This is a genomic window from Bacillus sp. MM09(2025) (assembly GCF_050496725.1).
Classification (GTDB): domain Bacteria; phylum Bacillota; class Bacilli; order Bacillales; family Bacillaceae; genus Bacillus; species Bacillus pumilus.
This window is the reverse complement of sequence record NZ_JBNWEN010000004.1, coordinates 1,077,679-1,096,048: the sequence shown is the minus strand read 5'-3', so window position 1 is coordinate 1,096,048 and position 18,370 is coordinate 1,077,679. Positions and strand designations below refer to the sequence as shown.

General features: G+C 43.4%; 17 protein-coding genes. 16 read left to right on the top strand and 1 reads right to left on the bottom strand.

The window, feature by feature from the left end:
- Positions 1-128 precede the first annotated feature (128 nt).
- Genes ACQYAC_RS11980 through cydC form a run of 4 tightly spaced genes read left to right on the top strand, consistent with a single transcriptional unit; the run spans position 129 to position 6,006 of the window.
- Complete coding sequence (locus ACQYAC_RS11980; RefSeq protein WP_003214979.1) at positions 129-1,544, top strand: cytochrome ubiquinol oxidase subunit I; 1,416 nt, start codon at positions 129-131, stop codon at positions 1,542-1,544.
- A complete protein-coding gene (cydB, locus tag ACQYAC_RS11975; RefSeq protein WP_429943359.1) occupies positions 1,531-2,547 on the top strand; it encodes a cytochrome d ubiquinol oxidase subunit II in 1,017 nt (338 codons plus the stop codon). Before ACQYAC_RS11980 ends, cydB begins: the two co-directional genes overlap by 14 nt.
- On the top strand, positions 2,547-4,283 hold the full coding sequence (gene cydD / locus ACQYAC_RS11970; RefSeq protein ID WP_429943358.1) for a thiol reductant ABC exporter subunit CydD: 1,737 nt from the start codon (positions 2,547-2,549) through the stop codon (positions 4,281-4,283). The genes cydB and cydD overlap by 1 nt, the downstream gene beginning before the upstream one ends.
- Positions 4,273-6,006 (top strand): thiol reductant ABC exporter subunit CydC, encoded by a 1,734-nt coding sequence (gene cydC / locus ACQYAC_RS11965; protein ID WP_429943357.1) that lies wholly within the window; start codon positions 4,273-4,275, stop codon positions 6,004-6,006. The genes cydD and cydC overlap by 11 nt, the downstream gene beginning before the upstream one ends.
- Positions 6,007-6,063: 57 nt before the next feature.
- Here the strand turns inward: cydC and ACQYAC_RS11960 are convergent, their stop codons facing one another.
- On the bottom strand, positions 6,064-7,101 hold the full coding sequence (locus ACQYAC_RS11960; protein WP_061410279.1) for a pectate lyase family protein: 1,038 nt from the start codon (positions 7,099-7,101) through the stop codon (positions 6,064-6,066).
- A 452-nt stretch (positions 7,102-7,553) separates the two neighbouring features.
- Here ACQYAC_RS11960 and sigY point away from each other — a divergent pair, with 452 nt between their 5' ends.
- The 12 genes from sigY (at position 7,554) to ACQYAC_RS11900 (ending at position 18,328) form a co-directional block, all read left to right on the top strand.
- Positions 7,554-8,087 carry an RNA polymerase sigma factor SigY gene (gene sigY / locus ACQYAC_RS11955; RefSeq protein ID WP_429943356.1) on the top strand — a complete coding sequence of 178 codons (534 nt, stop codon included), beginning with the start codon at positions 7,554-7,556 and terminating at the stop codon, positions 8,085-8,087.
- Positions 8,084-8,395 (top strand): YxlC family protein, encoded by a 312-nt coding sequence (locus ACQYAC_RS11950; RefSeq protein WP_169055968.1) that lies wholly within the window; start codon positions 8,084-8,086, stop codon positions 8,393-8,395. Before sigY ends, ACQYAC_RS11950 begins: the two co-directional genes overlap by 4 nt.
- Entirely contained in the window at positions 8,392-8,604 is a 213-nt protein-coding gene (locus ACQYAC_RS11945) for a hypothetical protein (RefSeq protein WP_058013357.1), read from the top strand. Before ACQYAC_RS11950 ends, ACQYAC_RS11945 begins: the two co-directional genes overlap by 4 nt.
- A 314-nt stretch (positions 8,605-8,918) precedes the next feature.
- A complete protein-coding gene (gene gdhA, locus ACQYAC_RS11940; RefSeq protein WP_169055966.1) occupies positions 8,919-10,289 on the top strand; it encodes an NADP-specific glutamate dehydrogenase in 1,371 nt (456 codons plus the stop codon).
- A gap of 83 nt (positions 10,290-10,372) precedes the next feature.
- The gene (locus ACQYAC_RS11935) at positions 10,373-10,486 is read left to right on the top strand and encodes a hypothetical protein (RefSeq protein ID WP_003214702.1); all 114 of its coding nucleotides are present in this window, start codon (positions 10,373-10,375) and stop codon (positions 10,484-10,486) included.
- Positions 10,487-10,611: 125 nt separating this feature from the next.
- Complete coding sequence (locus ACQYAC_RS11930) at positions 10,612-11,994, top strand: copper amine oxidase (protein ID WP_429943355.1); 1,383 nt, start codon at positions 10,612-10,614, stop codon at positions 11,992-11,994.
- 68 nt (positions 11,995-12,062) lie between these two features.
- Complete coding sequence (locus ACQYAC_RS11925; RefSeq protein WP_429943354.1) at positions 12,063-12,677, top strand: sortase domain-containing protein; 615 nt, start codon at positions 12,063-12,065, stop codon at positions 12,675-12,677.
- 237 nt (positions 12,678-12,914) lie between these two features.
- The gene (locus tag ACQYAC_RS11920) at positions 12,915-14,858 is read left to right on the top strand and encodes a BglG family transcription antiterminator (protein ID WP_429943353.1); all 1,944 of its coding nucleotides are present in this window, start codon (positions 12,915-12,917) and stop codon (positions 14,856-14,858) included.
- Between the two features lie 122 nt (positions 14,859-14,980).
- Positions 14,981-15,286: a PTS sugar transporter subunit IIB gene (locus tag ACQYAC_RS11915; RefSeq protein WP_003214824.1), complete on the top strand. Its 306-nt coding sequence runs from the start codon at positions 14,981-14,983 to the stop codon at positions 15,284-15,286.
- Positions 15,287-15,300: 14 nt separating this feature from the next.
- Positions 15,301-16,650, top strand: a complete 1,350-nt coding sequence (celB, locus tag ACQYAC_RS11910; RefSeq protein WP_169055962.1) for a PTS cellobiose transporter subunit IIC — start codon at positions 15,301-15,303, stop codon at positions 16,648-16,650.
- 26 nt (positions 16,651-16,676) lie between these two features.
- Positions 16,677-17,003, top strand: a complete 327-nt coding sequence (locus ACQYAC_RS11905) for a PTS lactose/cellobiose transporter subunit IIA (protein WP_058013363.1) — start codon at positions 16,677-16,679, stop codon at positions 17,001-17,003.
- Positions 17,000-18,328, top strand: coding sequence for a 6-phospho-beta-glucosidase (locus tag ACQYAC_RS11900; RefSeq protein WP_429943352.1), 1,329 nt, complete (start codon positions 17,000-17,002; stop codon positions 18,326-18,328). The genes ACQYAC_RS11905 and ACQYAC_RS11900 overlap by 4 nt, the downstream gene beginning before the upstream one ends.
- The last annotated feature ends 42 nt before the right edge of the window (positions 18,329-18,370 follow it).

Genomic DNA, 18,370 nt, shown 5'->3' with positions numbered 1-18,370 from the left:
ACCGAGTAAATCATTTCAAACAGGCTATTATTTGTGAACCAATGAACAAATAGTGAATATTTTGTGAAGTGATGAGCATAAGCGTTTCCAATCATTCGGCATGTGAAAGTAAGGGAGGATGTAAGGCTGTGAGTGAGCTGTTTTTAGCAAGATTTCAATTTGCTTCAACGACATTATTTCATTTTATTTTTGTTCCTATGTCAATAGGTTTGGTGTTTATCGTTGCATTGATGCAGACCCTTTATGTTGTCAAGAAAAAAGAGATTTATAAAAAAATGGCGAAGTTTTGGGGTCATCTATTCTTACTCAATTTTGCAGTAGGTGTGGTGACAGGGATTCTCCAGGAATTCCAATTTGGGATGAACTGGTCAGATTATTCAAGGTTTGTCGGTGATGTATTTGGTGCACCGCTTGCCATTGAAGCACTGCTTGCCTTTTTCCTTGAATCTACATTTATTGGACTTTGGATATTCGGCTGGGATCGTCTGCCGAAGAAGATTCATTTATTGTGTATTTGGCTTGTTTCCCTTGGTACGATCTTTTCGGCTTTTTGGATTTTACTCGCCAACTCATTTATGCAAGAGCCAGTTGGGTTTGTCATTAAAAATGGCCGTGCAGAAATGAATGACTTTGGCGCACTTGTAACAAACCCGCAGCTTTGGGTTGAATTCCCGCACGTTCTGTTTGGTGCGCTTGCTACAGGTGCATTCTTTATTGCAGGAGTTAGTGCCTATAAAATGATCAAAAAACAAGAAATTGCCTTTTTCAAAAAGTCCTTCCAGATTGCCATGGTTCTCGCTTTAATTTCTGGCTTAGGTGTGGCGTTCTCTGGACATGATCAAGCGAAGCACTTAATGGAATCACAGCCGATGAAGATGGCGGCAAGTGAAGCCCTTTGGAAGGATAGTGGAGATCCAGCGGCTTGGACACTATTTGCCAACATTGATACAGATAAAAAAGAAAACTCTGCGGAGATCAATATTCCGTTTGCTTTAAGTTACTTGGCTTATTCGAAGTTTAGTGGAGATGTGCCAGGCATGCTGACACTTCAAAAAGAATATGAAGCAAAGTTTGGTCCTGGAGACTATATTCCGCCAGTAAAAACAACCTTCTGGAGCTTTAGAATTATGGTTGGTGCCGGTATGCTGATGATTTTTGCCAGTATGATTGGCTTGTACTTGAGCTTTAGAAAAAAACTCGAAACGAACAAATGGTTTTTACGTTTCATGGTAGGGATGATTGCATTCCCGTTTATTGCGAACTCAGCTGGCTGGATCATGACTGAAATTGGGCGTCAGCCGTGGACGGTCTTTGGTATGATGACGACGGCTCAATCGATTTCGCCAAACGTATCGTACGGCATGCTGTTATTCTCAGTCATTAGCTTTACGACGATGTATCTGATTCTTGCCATCTTGCTTGCCTACCTATTCATTCGAGAAATTAAAAAAGGTGCACATTCGGAAGAGGATACAGATCAAAAGGATGAAACGGACCTGTCTACAGATCCATTTGATGGAGGCGCATATCATGGCATATCTTAACGAGATTTGGTTTATTCTTGTCGCAGTATTGTTTATTGGATTTTTCTTCTTAGAGGGGTTTGATTTTGGTGTTGGGATGTCCATGCAGCTGCTTGGAAAGGATGCGGACGAACGCCGCATTTTAATTAACACGATTGGTCCTTTCTGGGATGCGAATGAGGTCTGGCTGATTACAGCTGGGGGCGCTATTTTCGCTGCTTTCCCTCACTGGTATGCCACGATGTTCAGTGGATACTATATACCGTTTGCGGTTCTCCTCTTAGCACTTATCGGGCGCGGCGTCGCCTTTGAATTCCGAGGGAAGGTTGAGAAAGCCTCTTGGATCAAAGCATGGGACTGGGTCATCTTCTTTGGCAGTCTGCTGCCGCCGTTTTTACTCGGTGTGCTATTCACAAGTATTTTACGCGGGATGCCAATTGATCAAGACATGAACATGTACGCTGGTTTTACGGATTTTGTGAACCTTTATTCAGTGATTGGCGGGTTAGCTGTAACGGTTCTTTGCCTTCTGCACGGATTGATTTTCGTTACACTTCGTACAGAGGGTGATTTAAGAGATCGTGCGAGAAAGCTTGGCAAGCGTGTCCTGCTTATTGCGCTGCCAGTTCTTGTCCTATTTGTTGGTGTATCTATCATGGAGACAGACATTTATACGGTACGCCCGATCATCACCATTCCGTTAACTGTCCTCATTGTGGTTTGTTACGTAGCGGCTCTATTCTTTATGAAAAAGAAACGTGATGGCTGGACATTCCTATTCACAGGTGCGGGCATCATGGTGACAGTGACGATGCTTTTCACTGCATTGTTCCCGCGCGTCATGATTAGTTCAATCAACCATACATTTGATCTGACCATTCAAAACGCTGCATCTGGATCTTATTCACTGACGGTCATGACGATTGTTGCCATTTCTTTGCTGCCCTTTGTGCTTGGGTATCAAATTTGGAGCTATTACGTCTTCCGTAAACGTGTAAGCGGTAAGGAGCCAATGACCTACTAATGGATAAACGTTTGCTTCAATTAAAAGGAATGAGAGGGCTTCTTGCCCTCTTAGGTATTGTGTCACTCATCCAAGGAGCAAGTATTATTTTCCAAGCACAGTGGCTGGCACATGCCATTACTACGCTGTTTGACGGGAAAAGCCTTTCGCAGGCAACGCCTTATGTCCTGCTGTTTCTTGCTGCCTTTCTGGTGCGGCACGGTCTCACCTTGATTCGGGAGAAGGTCATGTTTACCTACTCTTCCCGAATTGGAGCAGACGTCAGAAAACAGCTGTTAGACCAACTCTTTCGTTTAGGTCCTGCTTTCACAAAGAAAAAGGGTACAGGAAAGCTTGTCACATTAGCGATGGAGGGGATTGCTCAATATCGTCAGTATTTACAGCTGTTTTTACCGAAAATGGTGAACATGGCTGTGATACCGGCAATGGTTCTCATCTATGTTTGGACATTAGACGAAACATCTGCCGTCATTTTAATCGTGACGCTGCCAATTTTAATTGTCTTTATGATATTGCTAGGTCTTGTCGCTCAGCGTAAAGCGGCCAAACAATGGAGATCGTATGAGAAATTATCCAATCATTTCACTGATTCTCTCCGCGGCCTTGAAACGCTTCGTTACTTAGGCATTAGCAAAAAACACTCCCGCAATATCGGAGAAGTGTCAAAGCGATATCGAAAGGCGACCATGAGCACGCTGAAGGTCGCATTTCTTTCATCGTTTGCGCTTGATTTCTTTTCCATGCTGTCGATTGCTACTGTCGCTGTCTTTCTTGGCTTGCGATTGATTGAAGGAGAGCTTCTGTTATTGCCGGCTCTGACGGCGCTCATGCTGGCACCGGAATATTTCCTGCCAGTACGTGAAGTGGGGAATGATTATCATGCTACACTAAATGGAAAAGAAGCGAATGAGGCGATGCAGGTCATTTTAGAAGAAAAGGGCTTCCGCACGCAGGAGACACAATCAGTGCAGTTGAACGAATGGAATGAACAATCTGCGCTCACCCTGCAAGATGTGAGTGTCCAGCATGACGAGCATGCCCCTTATTCGATTCAGGATGTAGACCTCACTGTCAAAGGGAAGAAAAAAATCGGGATCATTGGTGCCAGTGGTTCAGGGAAATCGACGTTAACCGATGTGCTCGGCGGCTTTGTTGAACCGACCTCAGGTCAAATCACGCTAAACGGCCAGCCGCTTGTTCATTTACAGATGAAGGAATGGCAAAAGGAAGTCGTCTATATGCCGCAGCACCCTTATTTATTTCACATGACATTAAGAGAAAACATTCGTTTTTATGAGCCGCATGCAACAGATGAAGAAGTGGAAAGAGCTGCCAGTGAAGCTGGCTTATCTCAGCTCGTAGCGCAGCTGCCAAATGGGCTCGATGAGGTCATTGGAGAACAGGGAAGAGGGCTAAGCGGCGGACAGGCACAAAGAATTGCGCTTGCGCGAACGGTGCTGGGCAAGCGGTCCATTATGCTGTTAGATGAACCAACGGCGCATCTCGATATTGAGACAGAGTATGAATTGAAGAAAACAATGCTTCCGCTGTTTGAAGATAAACTTGTGTTCTTAGCGACACATAGGCTCCATTGGATGCCAGCCATGGATGAGATTATTGTCATGGATCAAGGAACGATTGCAGAAATGGGTACACATGAATCATTAATGCAAAGAAAAGGCGTGTATTATCAATTGGTACAGGAGCAAATGGGGGCGGTCACACATGGTAAGTAAAGGCTGGTTTATACCTTATATCAAGGAGAATCAAAAGCTGTTTGCGCTGGTTTTATTTCTAGGGGCAATTGCAGTATTCTCTGCTTCTATGCTGATGTATACGTCAGGATTTCTCATTTCAAAAGCTGCCACAAGACCTGAGAATATACTTATGGTCTACGTCCCAATTGTAGCTGTCCGTACCTTTGGTATTTCGCGCTCAGCTGCCCGCTACGCAGAAAGACTGGCGAGCCACCAGCTCATTTTGACCATGATTGAAAAAATGCGTGTCCGTCTGTATGACATGGCTGAACGAAGTGCGAAACAGACAAAGCTGGGTACAGGTGAAATGCTTGGGCTCTTGTCAGATGATGTTGAGAGACTGCAGGACGCCTATTTAAAAACCATCTTTCCATCCATCGGTGCGCTGCTTTTATATGCCGTATCCATTGGGGCACTTGGTCTATTCTCGTGGCCTTTTGCTGGCTTGATGCTACTTTATATGGCACTTCTCGTATTTGTTTTTCCATACGTCACAGTGCTAGTGAACCGGGCGAGACAAATTCAAATGAAAAAAGGCAGAAATGAACTGTACAGCCATTTAACAGATGCCGTCATGGGTGTGAGTGACTGGTTGTTTAGCGGCAGGCAGAAAGATTTTGTTGATGAATATGAACAGAAAGAAGCGCAGCTGTTAGCGCTTGAAGCAGCCAAGCACCGATTTATCCGTCTGCGCCAATTTTTGGCACAGCTTATCATTGGAGGAGCTGTCGTGCTTGTCGTGTATTGGAGCGGTTCAGTTGTGCAATCAGGCTCGATGTCACACACCCTGATTGCAGCCTTCGTGCTTGTGCTTTTTCCGTTAACAGAAGCCTTTCTTCCACTCTCAGATGCAGCAGGCGATATTCCAGTCTATCAGCATGCTGTCAGCAGATTACATCATTATGAAAAGCTTTCGTATGAAGGAGAATCTGAGCGCAAGACAGCGGATCAGTCAGCTGTTTCTCAAAATGCAGCTGTTTCTTTTGATCGAGTGTCCTTTGGGTATGATTCGCACCAACACGTGCTAAAGCACCTGTCATTTTCATTGAAGCAAGGAGAATCACTTGCTCTCTTAGGAAAAAGCGGTGCAGGAAAATCGACTATTTTGAAGTTGTTAGAAGGAGCTGTCGTGCCAAATCAAGGAGCTGTCAGTATCCAGGGGAAACCGGTCGAAAGCATTCGAGAGAACGTGTCCACCTATGTGTCAGTACTCAATCAACAGCCGTATTTATTCGATACCTCTGTTTTAAACAATATTCGCTTAGGCTCTCCAAATGCGACAGAGGAGCAAGTAAAAGAAGCAGCGAGACAAGTACAGCTTCACGATACAATCGAATCATTGCCAGAGGGGTATCACACCGGTGTGCAGGAGACAGGAATTCGTTTCTCAGGCGGAGAAAGACAACGGATGGCGTTAGCACGAATTTTGCTGCAAAACACCCCGATTGTTGTATTAGATGAACCCACAGTTGGACTTGATCCACGCACAGAGCGTGAGCTGCTTGAAACCATTTTCCGTGTGTTAAAAGGAAAAACGGTCATTTGGATTACCCACCATCTCACTGGCTGTGAGGCATGTGACCGCATTATGTTTATTGAAGATGGACAAATTGAAATGCAGGGGGAGCATCAGGATTTACTGAAAGAAAAACCACGCTATCAAAAATTGTATGAGATGGATCGCCCGTTTTCTACAATATAAATAGATGAAATGACAAGAACGTTCGGACAGAGATTTCTGCCCGAACGTTTTGTGGTTTTAAGGGTTTACTTTTCCGACACCAGCATTTGATACTACTTCTGATTTGACATTGTTCACGTTAAGCAAAGAGTAGTTATAAGGAGGGTTGTACGTACCTGTAGAAGACGTTGGCAGACTGCCTGAGCTGTTAATATATGAGTTGTTGATGACATGCCATGTACCGACTCGACTGCTGTCCCAGCTGCCGATCGCATTTTTTGTATTTTCAAATACGTTGTGCTCAATTCTCATTTTTGCGCCCATACGAGAGTTAATCGCTGTCGTATGAATACCTTTATAGTAGTTGTTATACACATGACCTTCCCCAAAGCGCATAGATGGTACACGAGAATTCAGGTTTTCAAAACGGTTGTTGTGGAATGTGATTTTTCGGTTGTAGTTGTCGTTATCAGAGCTGCCCATGAGCATCGTTTTCCAGCTGTCATGAACATAGTTCCATGAGAAGGTAATATAGTCGGAGTCATTTTTCACATCAAATAATCCATCATAATCATCTTTACCAGAGTTTAATGTATTGTACAATTCATTATGATCGACCCATACGTTTTTAGAAGCGCCTTCGATTCCGATGGCATCCTTGTCACCGATGTTGCTGTGATGGATTTTCAGGTTGCGGATGATGATGTTATTGGCACGCCATACTTTAATGCCAATTCCATTAAATTCACCTTTCGTGCCTTTGCCGACGATCGAGACATTGTTTGTATCTTTCACATCGATTTTATTGGCAGATGTATTAGAAGGGGTTATCGTCCCGTCGACAACAATTTTTAATTTTTCGTTTGTTCCTTTACTTTTGAGGGCAGCCAATAGTTCATTTCCAGTTTTGACTGTGACGGTTTTACCGCCTTCACCGCCTGTTGTACCGCCATTTAATGTGGAGAATCCTTGTTGATTAAAATTGGCCATAATAGAAGGGCTTTCGGGATACTTTGCTGCCGCTTTTGCCTCCCCATTTGGTGCAAATAATGAAGTCACGAGACCAACCGCTAACACACCAGCTAACATTGGAACTTTTTTCTTCAAAGTCAACATCTCCATTCATTTTTGTTTTAATGTAAACGTTTCCAAAAATAAGCTGCAATTCATCTGCTCCTCCTTTCCTCGCCAGTATCGCCTTTTTTGGAATGTAGGAAGAGCATAGCATGCAAAAAGGTATCATCGGCTAAGAATTGGCGCTGTGTATTCCATGATTTCCTAGAAAACTAAGGCCATGATTATTTTATTTTCATCTAAATGAGACAAGGATCATTGACGATAGGTATTGGGATGACCTAGTGATTATGGGGGAGAGCATCTCCGCTTGATAGAAAATCAGAACGCATCATTTTGTTAGAGACGAAGGAATGTCATAATCATTACATAAGAAAAAACTGGTTATTCAATGCTTTAATTACAACAAGCTAAAAAAATAAAGTCTATTTTGAACGATATCGTCATACGTGTCGTCTCATGAATAAGAGAAGAAAAAGGAAGGAGGGGTGTGTTTGGAGCAGACAGAAGAGACATTATTGATTCAGCGGGCAAAACAGGGAGATGATGCTGCATTTACAGCCCTATATCGTCATCATTATTCCTTTCTTTACCGTTATATAATGAAGCTCACCCTTCAACAAGAGCTTGCAGAAGAAATCATGCAAGAAACGATGCTGAAAGCGTACATGAAACTCTCTTCATTTAGAGGAGAGTCCTTATTTTCAACATGGCTCATATCCATTGCATCTAGACAATTTTTGGATCACCAGAAGAAAAGGAAACGTGAACAATTGAGGGAAGGAAAGGCGAATCAAGAGACGATACGCCGTTTTAAATGGGAGGTTCAGCAAAAGGGCTATACATGGCATGAGATGTGGGATGCTCTAAACGAATTGAAGGCTGAGGAGAGAGCACCGATTATTTTGCACTATTATTATGGCTTTACTTATCCAGAGATTGCTTCAATGCTCGCGATGAGAGAAGGCACTGTGAAGTCGAGGGTTCATCATGGATTAAAGAAAATTCGAAAGGAGTGGTCTCAGTGAAGGAAGATCAATTCACAGAACGTTTCAAGGAAGAGTTACAGCAGCTAGATGAACAAATTGAAGTGAAAGAGCCAAGTGAACAGGCTGTCATGATCATGCTGAAGCAGGCGAAGGAACAAGAGAAAAGGCGTTTTAAACAAGAAGTACTGGCGTACGTTCTCATCAGTCTGACCATTCTGGCACTATTTGTCGCTGCCATCACCCATATGCCTATCATCTTCATTCTTCTTCAAGTAGTAAGTGTGCCGCTCTGCGTCGTTGTCGGCATCAAGGAATATCAACATATTAAAGGAGGGTCTTCCTTATGAGTCAGACGGAGATGATCATCTTATTGTGCGCATTGCCGTTACTATTTGCGCAGGGCTTTCTTTTATTTATGGATGCAAAGAAAAGAGGACGTTATAAGTGGTTTTGGGGCATTGTCGGTTTAATTAACTTCCCATCGTCTTCTATTTTATATTGGCTTTGTGTCGTGTACCCTGATCGAAAAAAAGAGGAGAAGATCCGAAAAGATTGAGCAGAAGGCCTATAAAACTTTAGGCCTTTTTTTCGTGTTGAAGATCAACTAGAAATCATTCATGATTCATCTAATTGTCAAAGAGTGCGGGATATATAACGTCTAAATCATGATTTCTAGCTCAATAGTCATTCTGTAAGAGATACTTTCTAAAAGCGATTGCGGCGGCGGCTTGATCCATCTCAAATCGGCATCATTTTCATCTGTTATCAGTATTGATCAGTTTTTACAAATGGTGTTAAATTAATCTCAATATGCGTTAGAAAATCTAACAGGATAAATGTGTGAAGATATACAAAGGAGGCAGATGAGACATGTTGACCTTAGATCGAGCAGCACAAACAGCACAAAGCTACATCGACCGTGTGTTAGAAGAGGTGGAAAAACGAAATCCTGGTGAGGAGGAATTTCAGCAAGCCGTAAGAGAAATTCTAGAATCACTCGTTCCTGTTTTTGCAAAGCATCCAGAGTATGAAAAACAAGGCATTTTAGAACGACTCATCGAGCCTGAGCGGCTTGTGGTATTTCGCGTACCATGGGTAGACGATGAGGGGAAAGTACAAGTCAATCGGGGATTTAGGGTTCAATTCAATAGTGCCATCGGTCCTTATAAAGGAGGCATTCGTTTCCACCCATCTGTCAATGCAAGCATTATTAAGTTTTTAGGATTTGAACAAATCTTTAAAAACGCACTGACTGGTATGCCGATCGGTGGAGGAAAAGGTGGATCAGATTTTGATCCTAAAGGAAAATCGGATGGAGAAATCATGCGTTTCGTCCAAAGCTTTATGAGTGAACTCAGCCGATATATTGGACCTGATCAAGATGTACCAGCAGGTGATATTGGCGTAGGGGCACGCGAAATTGGCTATATGTTCGGGCAGTACAAGAAAATGCGTGGTGCTTATGAGGCAGGTGTGCTTACAGGAAAAAGCCCTGGATTTGGAGGCAGCTTAGCGAGAAAAGAAGCGACAGGCTATGGATTGGTGTACTTTATGGAAGAAATGTTAAAAGCGCATGGACTTCAATTTGAAGGACGTTCAGTTGTTGTGTCTGGTTCAGGAAATGTGTCTATTTATGCGATGGAGAAGGTCATGGAGCTAGGCGGTAAGGTCGTTGCGTGCAGTGATTCAAGCGGAGCGATTTATGATCCACAAGGCATTTCATTAGAAACAGTGAAACAGCTGAAGGAAGGAAGCAATCAACGAATTGGGGCATACATAGACATTCACCCGCATGCTGAATTGATTGAAGATTGCGAACAAATTTGGTCTGTTCCTTGTGACATTGCGCTTCCATGTGCAACGCAAAATGAAATATCTGAGATGCAGGCACAGCAGCTCGTGGAAAATGGTGTCATTGCGGTAGGAGAAGGAGCCAATATGCCCTCTACTCTAAAGGCAGTCAAAGTTTTTGAACAGAATGATATTCTTTTTGCGCCGGCAAAAGCAGCGAATGCTGGCGGGGTAGGTGTCTCAGCACTGGAAATGGCGCAAAATAGTGCGAGAATGTCTTGGACTTTTGAGGAAGTAGATGATCAGCTGAAACAAATGATGCAGACGATTTATCGTCAGTGTACAGAGACAGCTGATGAATATGGACACTCTGGAAACTTAATAGTAGGAGCAAATATTGCAGGATTTCGCAAAGTGGCAGATGCGATGATCGCACAAGGCGTGATTTAACTCCTGCTCTCCCGCACCTGTTTATTTCATGACAAGATGGGGAATCTTCCTTGTAAGAATGACAATAAGGAGGCGCGGGAGAAATGAAAAAATGGCTGAAACAAATTTTTAAATGGGCACCTGTGATTTATCCAGTGGTGAGAAAAATATATAAAGAGCGGAAAGCATCTAAACGTCGTAACGTATCAGCCGGATAATCCGGCTTTTTTTTATGCATACATACCAATTGCGCAATGAATGAAAAAAAAGATAGATTTGAATGATCCAAGTCATGCCTCACTCCGTTAAGTACATAACAAACGGAAAGAGGAGGCAATAACAGATGAACATGAAAAAAGCGATTTTAACCATCCCGCTTAGCGCAGCATTACTATTTCCGGCAGCTCATAGCGCAAGTGCACACGAAGGACATATGCATGGAGAGGCAAAGAAGACATCTTCGTCACAAGAGGTGTCAAACAAAGCAACCGATCTTCGAGCAGCTCTAGACCAGCTGTTTTCAGAGCACGCTTATTTAGCAGTCATCACGATGCAAAAGGGAATTGATGGCAGTAAAGATTTTGATCAAGCAGCGGCAGCGCTAAACGACAACACAAATGATTTATCGGATGCCATCGCCTCTGTGTACGGAAAAAAAGCAGGGAAACAATTTAAAGACATTTGGTCAAGTCATATCGGCTACTTTGTTGACTATGTACAAGCAACGGCAAAGAAAGATGAAGCAGGTAAAAAGAAAGCCATGAAGCAGCTTGACCAATATCGCATGAAACAAGCCGATATGCTCGATCAAGCAACAAACGGCAGATTGAAGGCTAGCGAACTAGAAGAAGGTTTAAAAATGCACGTCAATGAACTGTTAAAAGCGTTTGATAGCTACACTGAAAAGGATTTTGATACGACCTATGAAACGGTTAGAAAATCTATTCATCATATGTTTGAAGTAGGCAAAGGCGTATCGTGGGCGATCACAGATCAATTTCCTGGGAAATTTGATCACAAATCAGTCGACACACCAGCCGCAGACCTTCGTGAAGATTTAAACTACTTGTTCTCAGAGCATTTGGCGCTTGCGGTCGTTGCTATGCAAAAAGGAAATGATGGCAGCAAGGACTTTGATCAAGCAGCGGCAGCTTTGAACGAAAATACAAATGATTTATCAGATGCGATTGCCTCTGTTTATGGCAGGGATGCAGGAAAACAATTTAAAGACATTTGGTCAAGCCATATCGGTTACTTAGTTGATTATGTCAAAGCGGATGCATCAGGAGACAAAGAAGCGAAAGAAAAAGCTGTGAAAAACTTAGATGCGTATCGAATGAAGCAAGCGAAATTTTTAGATCAAGCGACAGATGGACGTTTGAAGGCAGCAGATTTAGAAGCTGGCTTAAAAATGCATATTGATGAACTGATCAAAACATATACGTCATACCATAATGGCGATTATGATCAGCTTTATCCAACAGTGCGAGAGGCGTACGGTCATATGTTCATGGTTGGACAGGATGTCGCATCAGCAATTGTTGATCAGCATCCTGAAATGTTCAAATCCAAGATGCCTAATGAAATGCCTAAAACAGGTATGGGAGGTACAGCCGGTCCTCTAGGTATGTCATATGAAGCCTTTGCGGGATTAATCGCTAGCTTGATCCTAGCCGGTGGTGCAATGGGTGCGTTCTTCCTTATTCGCCGCAAGACATCAAATTAAGCCCGTAAAAACTAAAGGGGAACGTGCACATTTGTGCCGTTCCTTTCTTTAAAAGGAGGCAGACTGATTTGAAAAGATGGCTGTTTGGTCTTCTGATGCTGCTCACCATCACGGGCTGCGCATCACAAACAATGGATGATTCGTCATCTGCAAAAACAACCTCATCTCCTGAAAAAATGACAACAAACCAAGCTGCAAAACAGTCTCATGCACAAAACATGTTAAAAGACGAACCGTCCGGTATTGTTCCAGCTGAAATTGCGATTCCAGCGATTGATGTCAAAGCAAAAGTAGAGAAAACCACTTTATCTAAGGATGGCAGTATGGGCGTTCCAAAAAATACGGACAACACAGCTTGGTTTAAAGATGGTCCAAAACCAGGAGATAAAGGGAATGCCGTCATGAATGGTCATGTTGATAATAAATGGGGACCTTCTGTTTTTTATCGACTAAAGGAGCTAAAAAAGGGAAATAAGGTGATCGTGACGTCCTCATCAGGAAAAAAGCGAACCTTTGAAGTCATCAAAGTGCAAAGTTATCCACGTGAAGAAAAGCCACATGCATTTTTCGGGTATGCCTTTACACGGAATCTCAATTTAATCACATGTACAGGGACATTTGATCATGCAGCAGGAACTCACGAAAAAAGATTGGTTGTCTTTACGCAGCTGACCTCTTCATAAAAAAGGCGATGACACGAAGGTGCAGCGCCTTTTTTTCATTTCTTCCAAACGGTCCTACAAAAAGATTCATAGGTCATTAGAAATGGTTTGTTGTATAAATAGGGGCGTTTGTCATATAAATGAGTTGGCAATTTTTATTTCTTTTCAGTAGAATATGAGTAATGAAGAGAACTGCAAGCGTATACAACCTGTCCAGACAAGGCAGATTCTCCACCCTTACATAAGGAGGCCGATCTGATGCTGAGTAAAAGACTGGCGCACATTTTAAGTCAGTTAATGGCAGCGGAGAACCCGCTCACAAGCGCTGCGCTTTCTGTCAGCTTACAAGTGACAAGCCGCACCATTCGTACAGACATCAAGGAACTGAACGACCGTCTCGCTCCTTATCAAGCGTCTGTAATAGCTGTTCGAGGAGCTGGTTATGAGCTGTTGATCAACGATGAGAATGCCTTTCGCCGTTTTATGAAAGAAGAGGTCGAACAGGAAGAGCCGCTGGCTGTTCTGCCGGAGGAGCGTGTTCGATTTATTTTAAAAAAGCTCCTTCTCGCAGAGTCTTATGTGAAACTGGAAGACTTACAGGAACAGCTGTTTATTAGTAAATCGACGATGAGTAACGATATGAAATGGGTCAAACTCAAGCTTGAGCCTTTTGATCTGAAGCTGGAAGCAAAGCCGAATAAAGGCTGCAGGATCAAAGGATCGGAGATGAAAATCCGTTATTGTATGTCAGAATATCTATTCAGTGAACGGCGATCTTACCAAACGATGCTGAACACAGCAGTGACCATTTTGCCGAAACATGAATTGGAATTGATTCAGAAAACAATCATTGATTATATCAATGAAGAAAGAATGAATCTATCAGACATTTGCATGAATAATTTAATCGTTCATGTTGCGATTGCCTGCAAACGGATTAGGCACGGGAACTATGTATCTGTCTTGCCAGAGGAAATCAATGAGATTCCACAGGCAAAGGAATACAAGGTCGCTAAAAAAATAGTGGAACGCCTTGAAGGACTGCTGGACGTTTCTTTTCCACAAGAGGAAATCGTCTATATCGCCATTCATTTATTAGGAACAGCCAAAATGGTACAGTCCTTTTCATCGAGCGGTCAAAAACAAATTGTGGATGATGATACGAGCCGTCTTGTTCAGCTCATGCTGAAAGCCATTGACCAAAAATTGCAGCTGAATTTAGCGGGAGATGCGGAATTGCTGATTGGGCTCAGTCTGCACTTAAAGCCAGCCATGACCCGGTGTAAATATGGGATGAACTTAAGAAATCCGATGCTGGATGAAATAAAGGCGGGGTATCCACTTGCCTTTGAAGCAGGAATTATCGCCAGCCGGGTGATTGAAGAAGAAACGGGTTTATGTATTCATGAGAATGAAATCGGATATATGGCGCTTCATTTTGGTGCGGCTTTAGAACGGAGAAAGATGGAGATTCCACCGAAGCGATGTCTCATCGTCTGTGCGTCTGGTGCAGGAAGTGCAAGACTGCTTCAAGATCGTCTGCGGTCACAATTTGGGTCGAAGCTGACCATTTTAGGCACAGCAGAGCTTTATTCGCTTCCGCATGTCTCTTTACATGCCCTTGATTTGATTATTACAACGGTCCCGATTCAGATGGATATACCGATTCCCGTCATACAAGTGAATACGATTTTGGGAGGCGGCGACTTTTTGAAAATTGAAGAAGCCCTGACGAGTGAAACAAGAGTGACATTGGCCTCTCAATATATGAAAAAGGAATTGGTTTTTACAAAACGCGCCTTTCAAACAAAGGAAGAGGTCATCACCTTTCTCACGGAAAAAGTCATCGACATGGGCTTAGCATCAGCAGAGCTTACATCTTCTGTGAAGGAAAGAGAAGAGGCTGCTCCCACATCCTTTGGGCATTATACAGCCATTCCGCACCCTATGACGCCGCTGACAGAAGAGACGTTTTGGGCGATATGTACATTAGAAAAACCGATCATATGGGGAGAGAAAAAAGTTCAATTTGTCTGCTTGCTTTGTGTCGAAAAAGAGAATGCAAAAGATTTAAAAGGGATGTACCGTCTGCTGGGCGAGCTTGTGCACAATGTGAAATTCATTCAGCACCTCATCGCCTGTGATACATTTGAAGACATGCTCGATATCATGTATAAAAAGACCCCTTCGTACAAGAATTAACTGTGTGATCTTAACTTTTTCCGCTTCCTAAAGGAAAAAGTATAGGTGTTTATGAAAGCGGTTTCATAATATGATGAATGTGTAAAGAAAAGCTACACACTTTCAAAAGGGGGCGTTTACACATGAACATCTTATTGGTTTGTGCAGCAGGTATGTCAACAAGCTTACTAGTCACAAAAATGGAGAAAAGCGCACAAGAACAAGGAAAAGACTATCGTATTTGGGCAGTATCTGGAGATTCAGCAAAAAATCATATTGATCAAGCCGATGTGCTTTTATTAGGACCACAGGTTCGATATTTATTACCACAAATGAAAAAGCTCGGAGAAGAAAAAGGGATTCCAGTCGACGTCATCAATACCGTGCATTATGGCGTATGTAATGGGGCTGAGGTTTTAAAATCTGCTGAACAGTTAGTGAACGGATAAAGGGGGCGGAAGGGATGAATGGATTCAACCGATTTCTAGAAGAGAAGGTCATGCCGTTTGCAGGGAAGATTGCCGCTCAAAGACATTTACAAGCATTGCGTGACGGAATTGTTTTAACCATGCCTCTCATTATTGTCGGTTCACTGTTTCTCATTTTAGCCAACCTTCCGATCCCAGGATACAGCGATTTTATGGCAAGTATCTTCGGAGCAGAATGGGCCACGAAACTATCCTACCCTGTTAATGCAACCTTTGACATTATGGCACTTGTTGCAACCTTCGGGATTGCCTACAGGCTTGCTGAAAAGTATGCAGTGGATGCCCTATCATCTGGCGCAATCGCTGTTGCAGCATTCCTTTTGGCGACACCATATCAAGTTCCTTTTACACCTGAGGGCTCAACAGAAGCCATCCTAGTAGGTGGAGGAATTCCAGTCACATTGATGGGCAGTAAAGGGTTATTCGTTGCCATGATTATTGCCATGCTTTCAACTGAAATTTACCGATTCATTGTCCAGCGGAATATCGTCATTAAGATGCCTGATGGTGTACCGCCAGCAGTGAGTAAATCGTTTATCGCACTTATTCCAGGTTTTGTGGTCATCACACTGATCTGGGTCGCTAGACTTTTGATTGAGATGACACCATTTGACAGTATTCATAATATCATCACGGTCTTAATTGGCACACCGCTTTCCATTCTTGGTGGAAGCTTAGGCGGAAGTATTGTCGCCATAGGCGTGCAAATGCTCCTCTGGGCTTGTGGTATTCACGGAGCAACCATTGTCGGCGGCGTCATGGGACCAATTTGGCTCGGTGCGATGGATGAGAACCGTCTCGCATTCCAAGCAGGAGAAGTGCTGCCAAATATCTTCACAGCGCAGTTCTTTGAAATCTTCATTAATGTCGGCGGAAGCGGTGCAACGCTTGCCTTGGTGCTGACGATGATCTTACGTGCCAGAAGTAAACAAATGAAACAGCTTGGCCGACTTGCCATTGGGCCAGCCATCTTTAACATCAACGAACCGATCATTTTTGGAATGCCGATTGTCATGAACCCAATGCTTTTGATTCCGTTTATCCTTACGCCAATCATGATGATCATTACCACATATATCGGAATGAGCACAGGGCTTGTGGCAAAACCGGCGGGGATTGCAGTTCCATGGACGATGCCCCCTATCATTTCAGGCTATCTCGCCACAGGAGGCAAAATCTCTGGCGCTGTCATGCAGCTGATTAACCTGGCGTTGTCATTCGCTTTATACTACCCATTCTTTAGAATGTGGGATAAGCAGAAATTAAAAGAAGAAAGTGAACTAGAAACAAAAGCAGCAACTGATGAAAATGTCGTCAGCATGTAATAGAGGGAACAAGGGGGATGCGGCCGATGGAAATGGAACAAATTGTGTTTCAACTCATCTTACACGGCGGGAATGGCAGAAGCTCCGCGATGGAGGCCATTACATGTGCAAAGGAAGGAAACTTTGATGAGGCGAAGCAAAAATTGCAGGAAGCACAAGACGCGTTAAATGAGGCGCATCACGCACAGACAGAGCTGATCCAAGGAGAAATTAGAGGAGAAAAGACCGACATCAGTCTCTTAATGATCCATGCACAGGATCATCTCATGAACGCAATGACTGTCAAGGAGCTTGCGGCGGAAATCATCGAGCTCCATGAAAAAATGAAGCAACTTGGAGGTGTCAATTCATGAAAGATGGAATCAAAATTGTCACAATAGGCGGAGGATCGAGCTATACGCCTGAGCTTGTCGAAGGATTTATCAAACGATATCATGAATTGCCTGTAAAGGAATTATGGCTCGTGGATATTGAAGCGGGTCAGGAAAAGTTAAACATCGTGGGTGCTCTCGCGAAACGCATGGTCGAAAAAGCCGGGCTGCCGATTGAGGTACACCTGACACTCGACCGCAGGGAAGCCCTGAAGGACGCAGATTTTGTGACAACACAATTTCGTGTAGGACTGCTGGAAGCACGGGCAAAGGATGAGAGAATCCCGCTTAAATATGGTGTCATCGGTCAGGAAACGAACGGACCAGGCGGCTTATTTAAAGGTCTTCGAACCATCCCAGTCATTTTAGACATCGTGAAGGAAATGGAAGAGCTTTGTCCAGATGCATGGCTTGTGAACTTTACAAATCCAGCCGGCATGGTCACAGAAGCTGTGCTGCGCTACACGAATCTAAAAAAAGTAGTCGGACTATGCAATGTCCCAATTGGGATAAAAATGGGGATTGCCAAGGCGCTTGATGTAAATGTTGAACGGATCGAAGTACAGTTTGCAGGCCTCAATCACATGGTCTATGGATTAGATGTGTATTTAGACGGGGTCAGCATTATGGATCAAGTGCTCGAAGAATTAGGAAATCCGAATAGTCAGTGGTCTATGAAGAACATTGAAGCGAAAAACTGGGAACCTTCTTTTGTGAAAGGCTTAGGGGTCATCCCATGTCCATATCATCGCTATTACTATAAAACAAAAGATATGCTGGAAGAAGAGCAAAAGGCAGCCCAAGAAAAAGGAACAAGAGCAGAGGTAGTCCAGCAGGTTGAGCACGAATTATTTGAGCTCTATAAAGATCCTGATTTATCGATTAAACCACCGCAGCTCGAAAAAAGAGGCGGGGCATATTACAGTGATGCGGCATGTAACTTAATCAGCTCCATCTATAATGATAAGCATGACATCCAACCAGTCAATACAGTGAACAGAGGGGCGATTGCCAGCATTCCGGCTGATTCAGCGGTTGAAGTGAACTGTATCATTACGAAGGACGGACCAAAACCAATTGCGACGGGTGATCTGCCTGTAGCTGTGAGAGGGCTCGTTCAACAAATCAAATCATTCGAGCGTGTGGCAGCAGAAGCGGCAGTCACAGGAGATTACGAGACGGCTCTTGTAGCAATGACGATCAATCCGCTTGTCCCATCTGACGAAATTGCAAAGCAAATTTTAGATGAAATGCTCGAAGCGCATCGTGAATATTTACCGCAATTCTTCAAATCAGTCAAAGCATAAAACAAAATGGCCCCTTTATGGGGTCTTTTTTTATCATGGCCC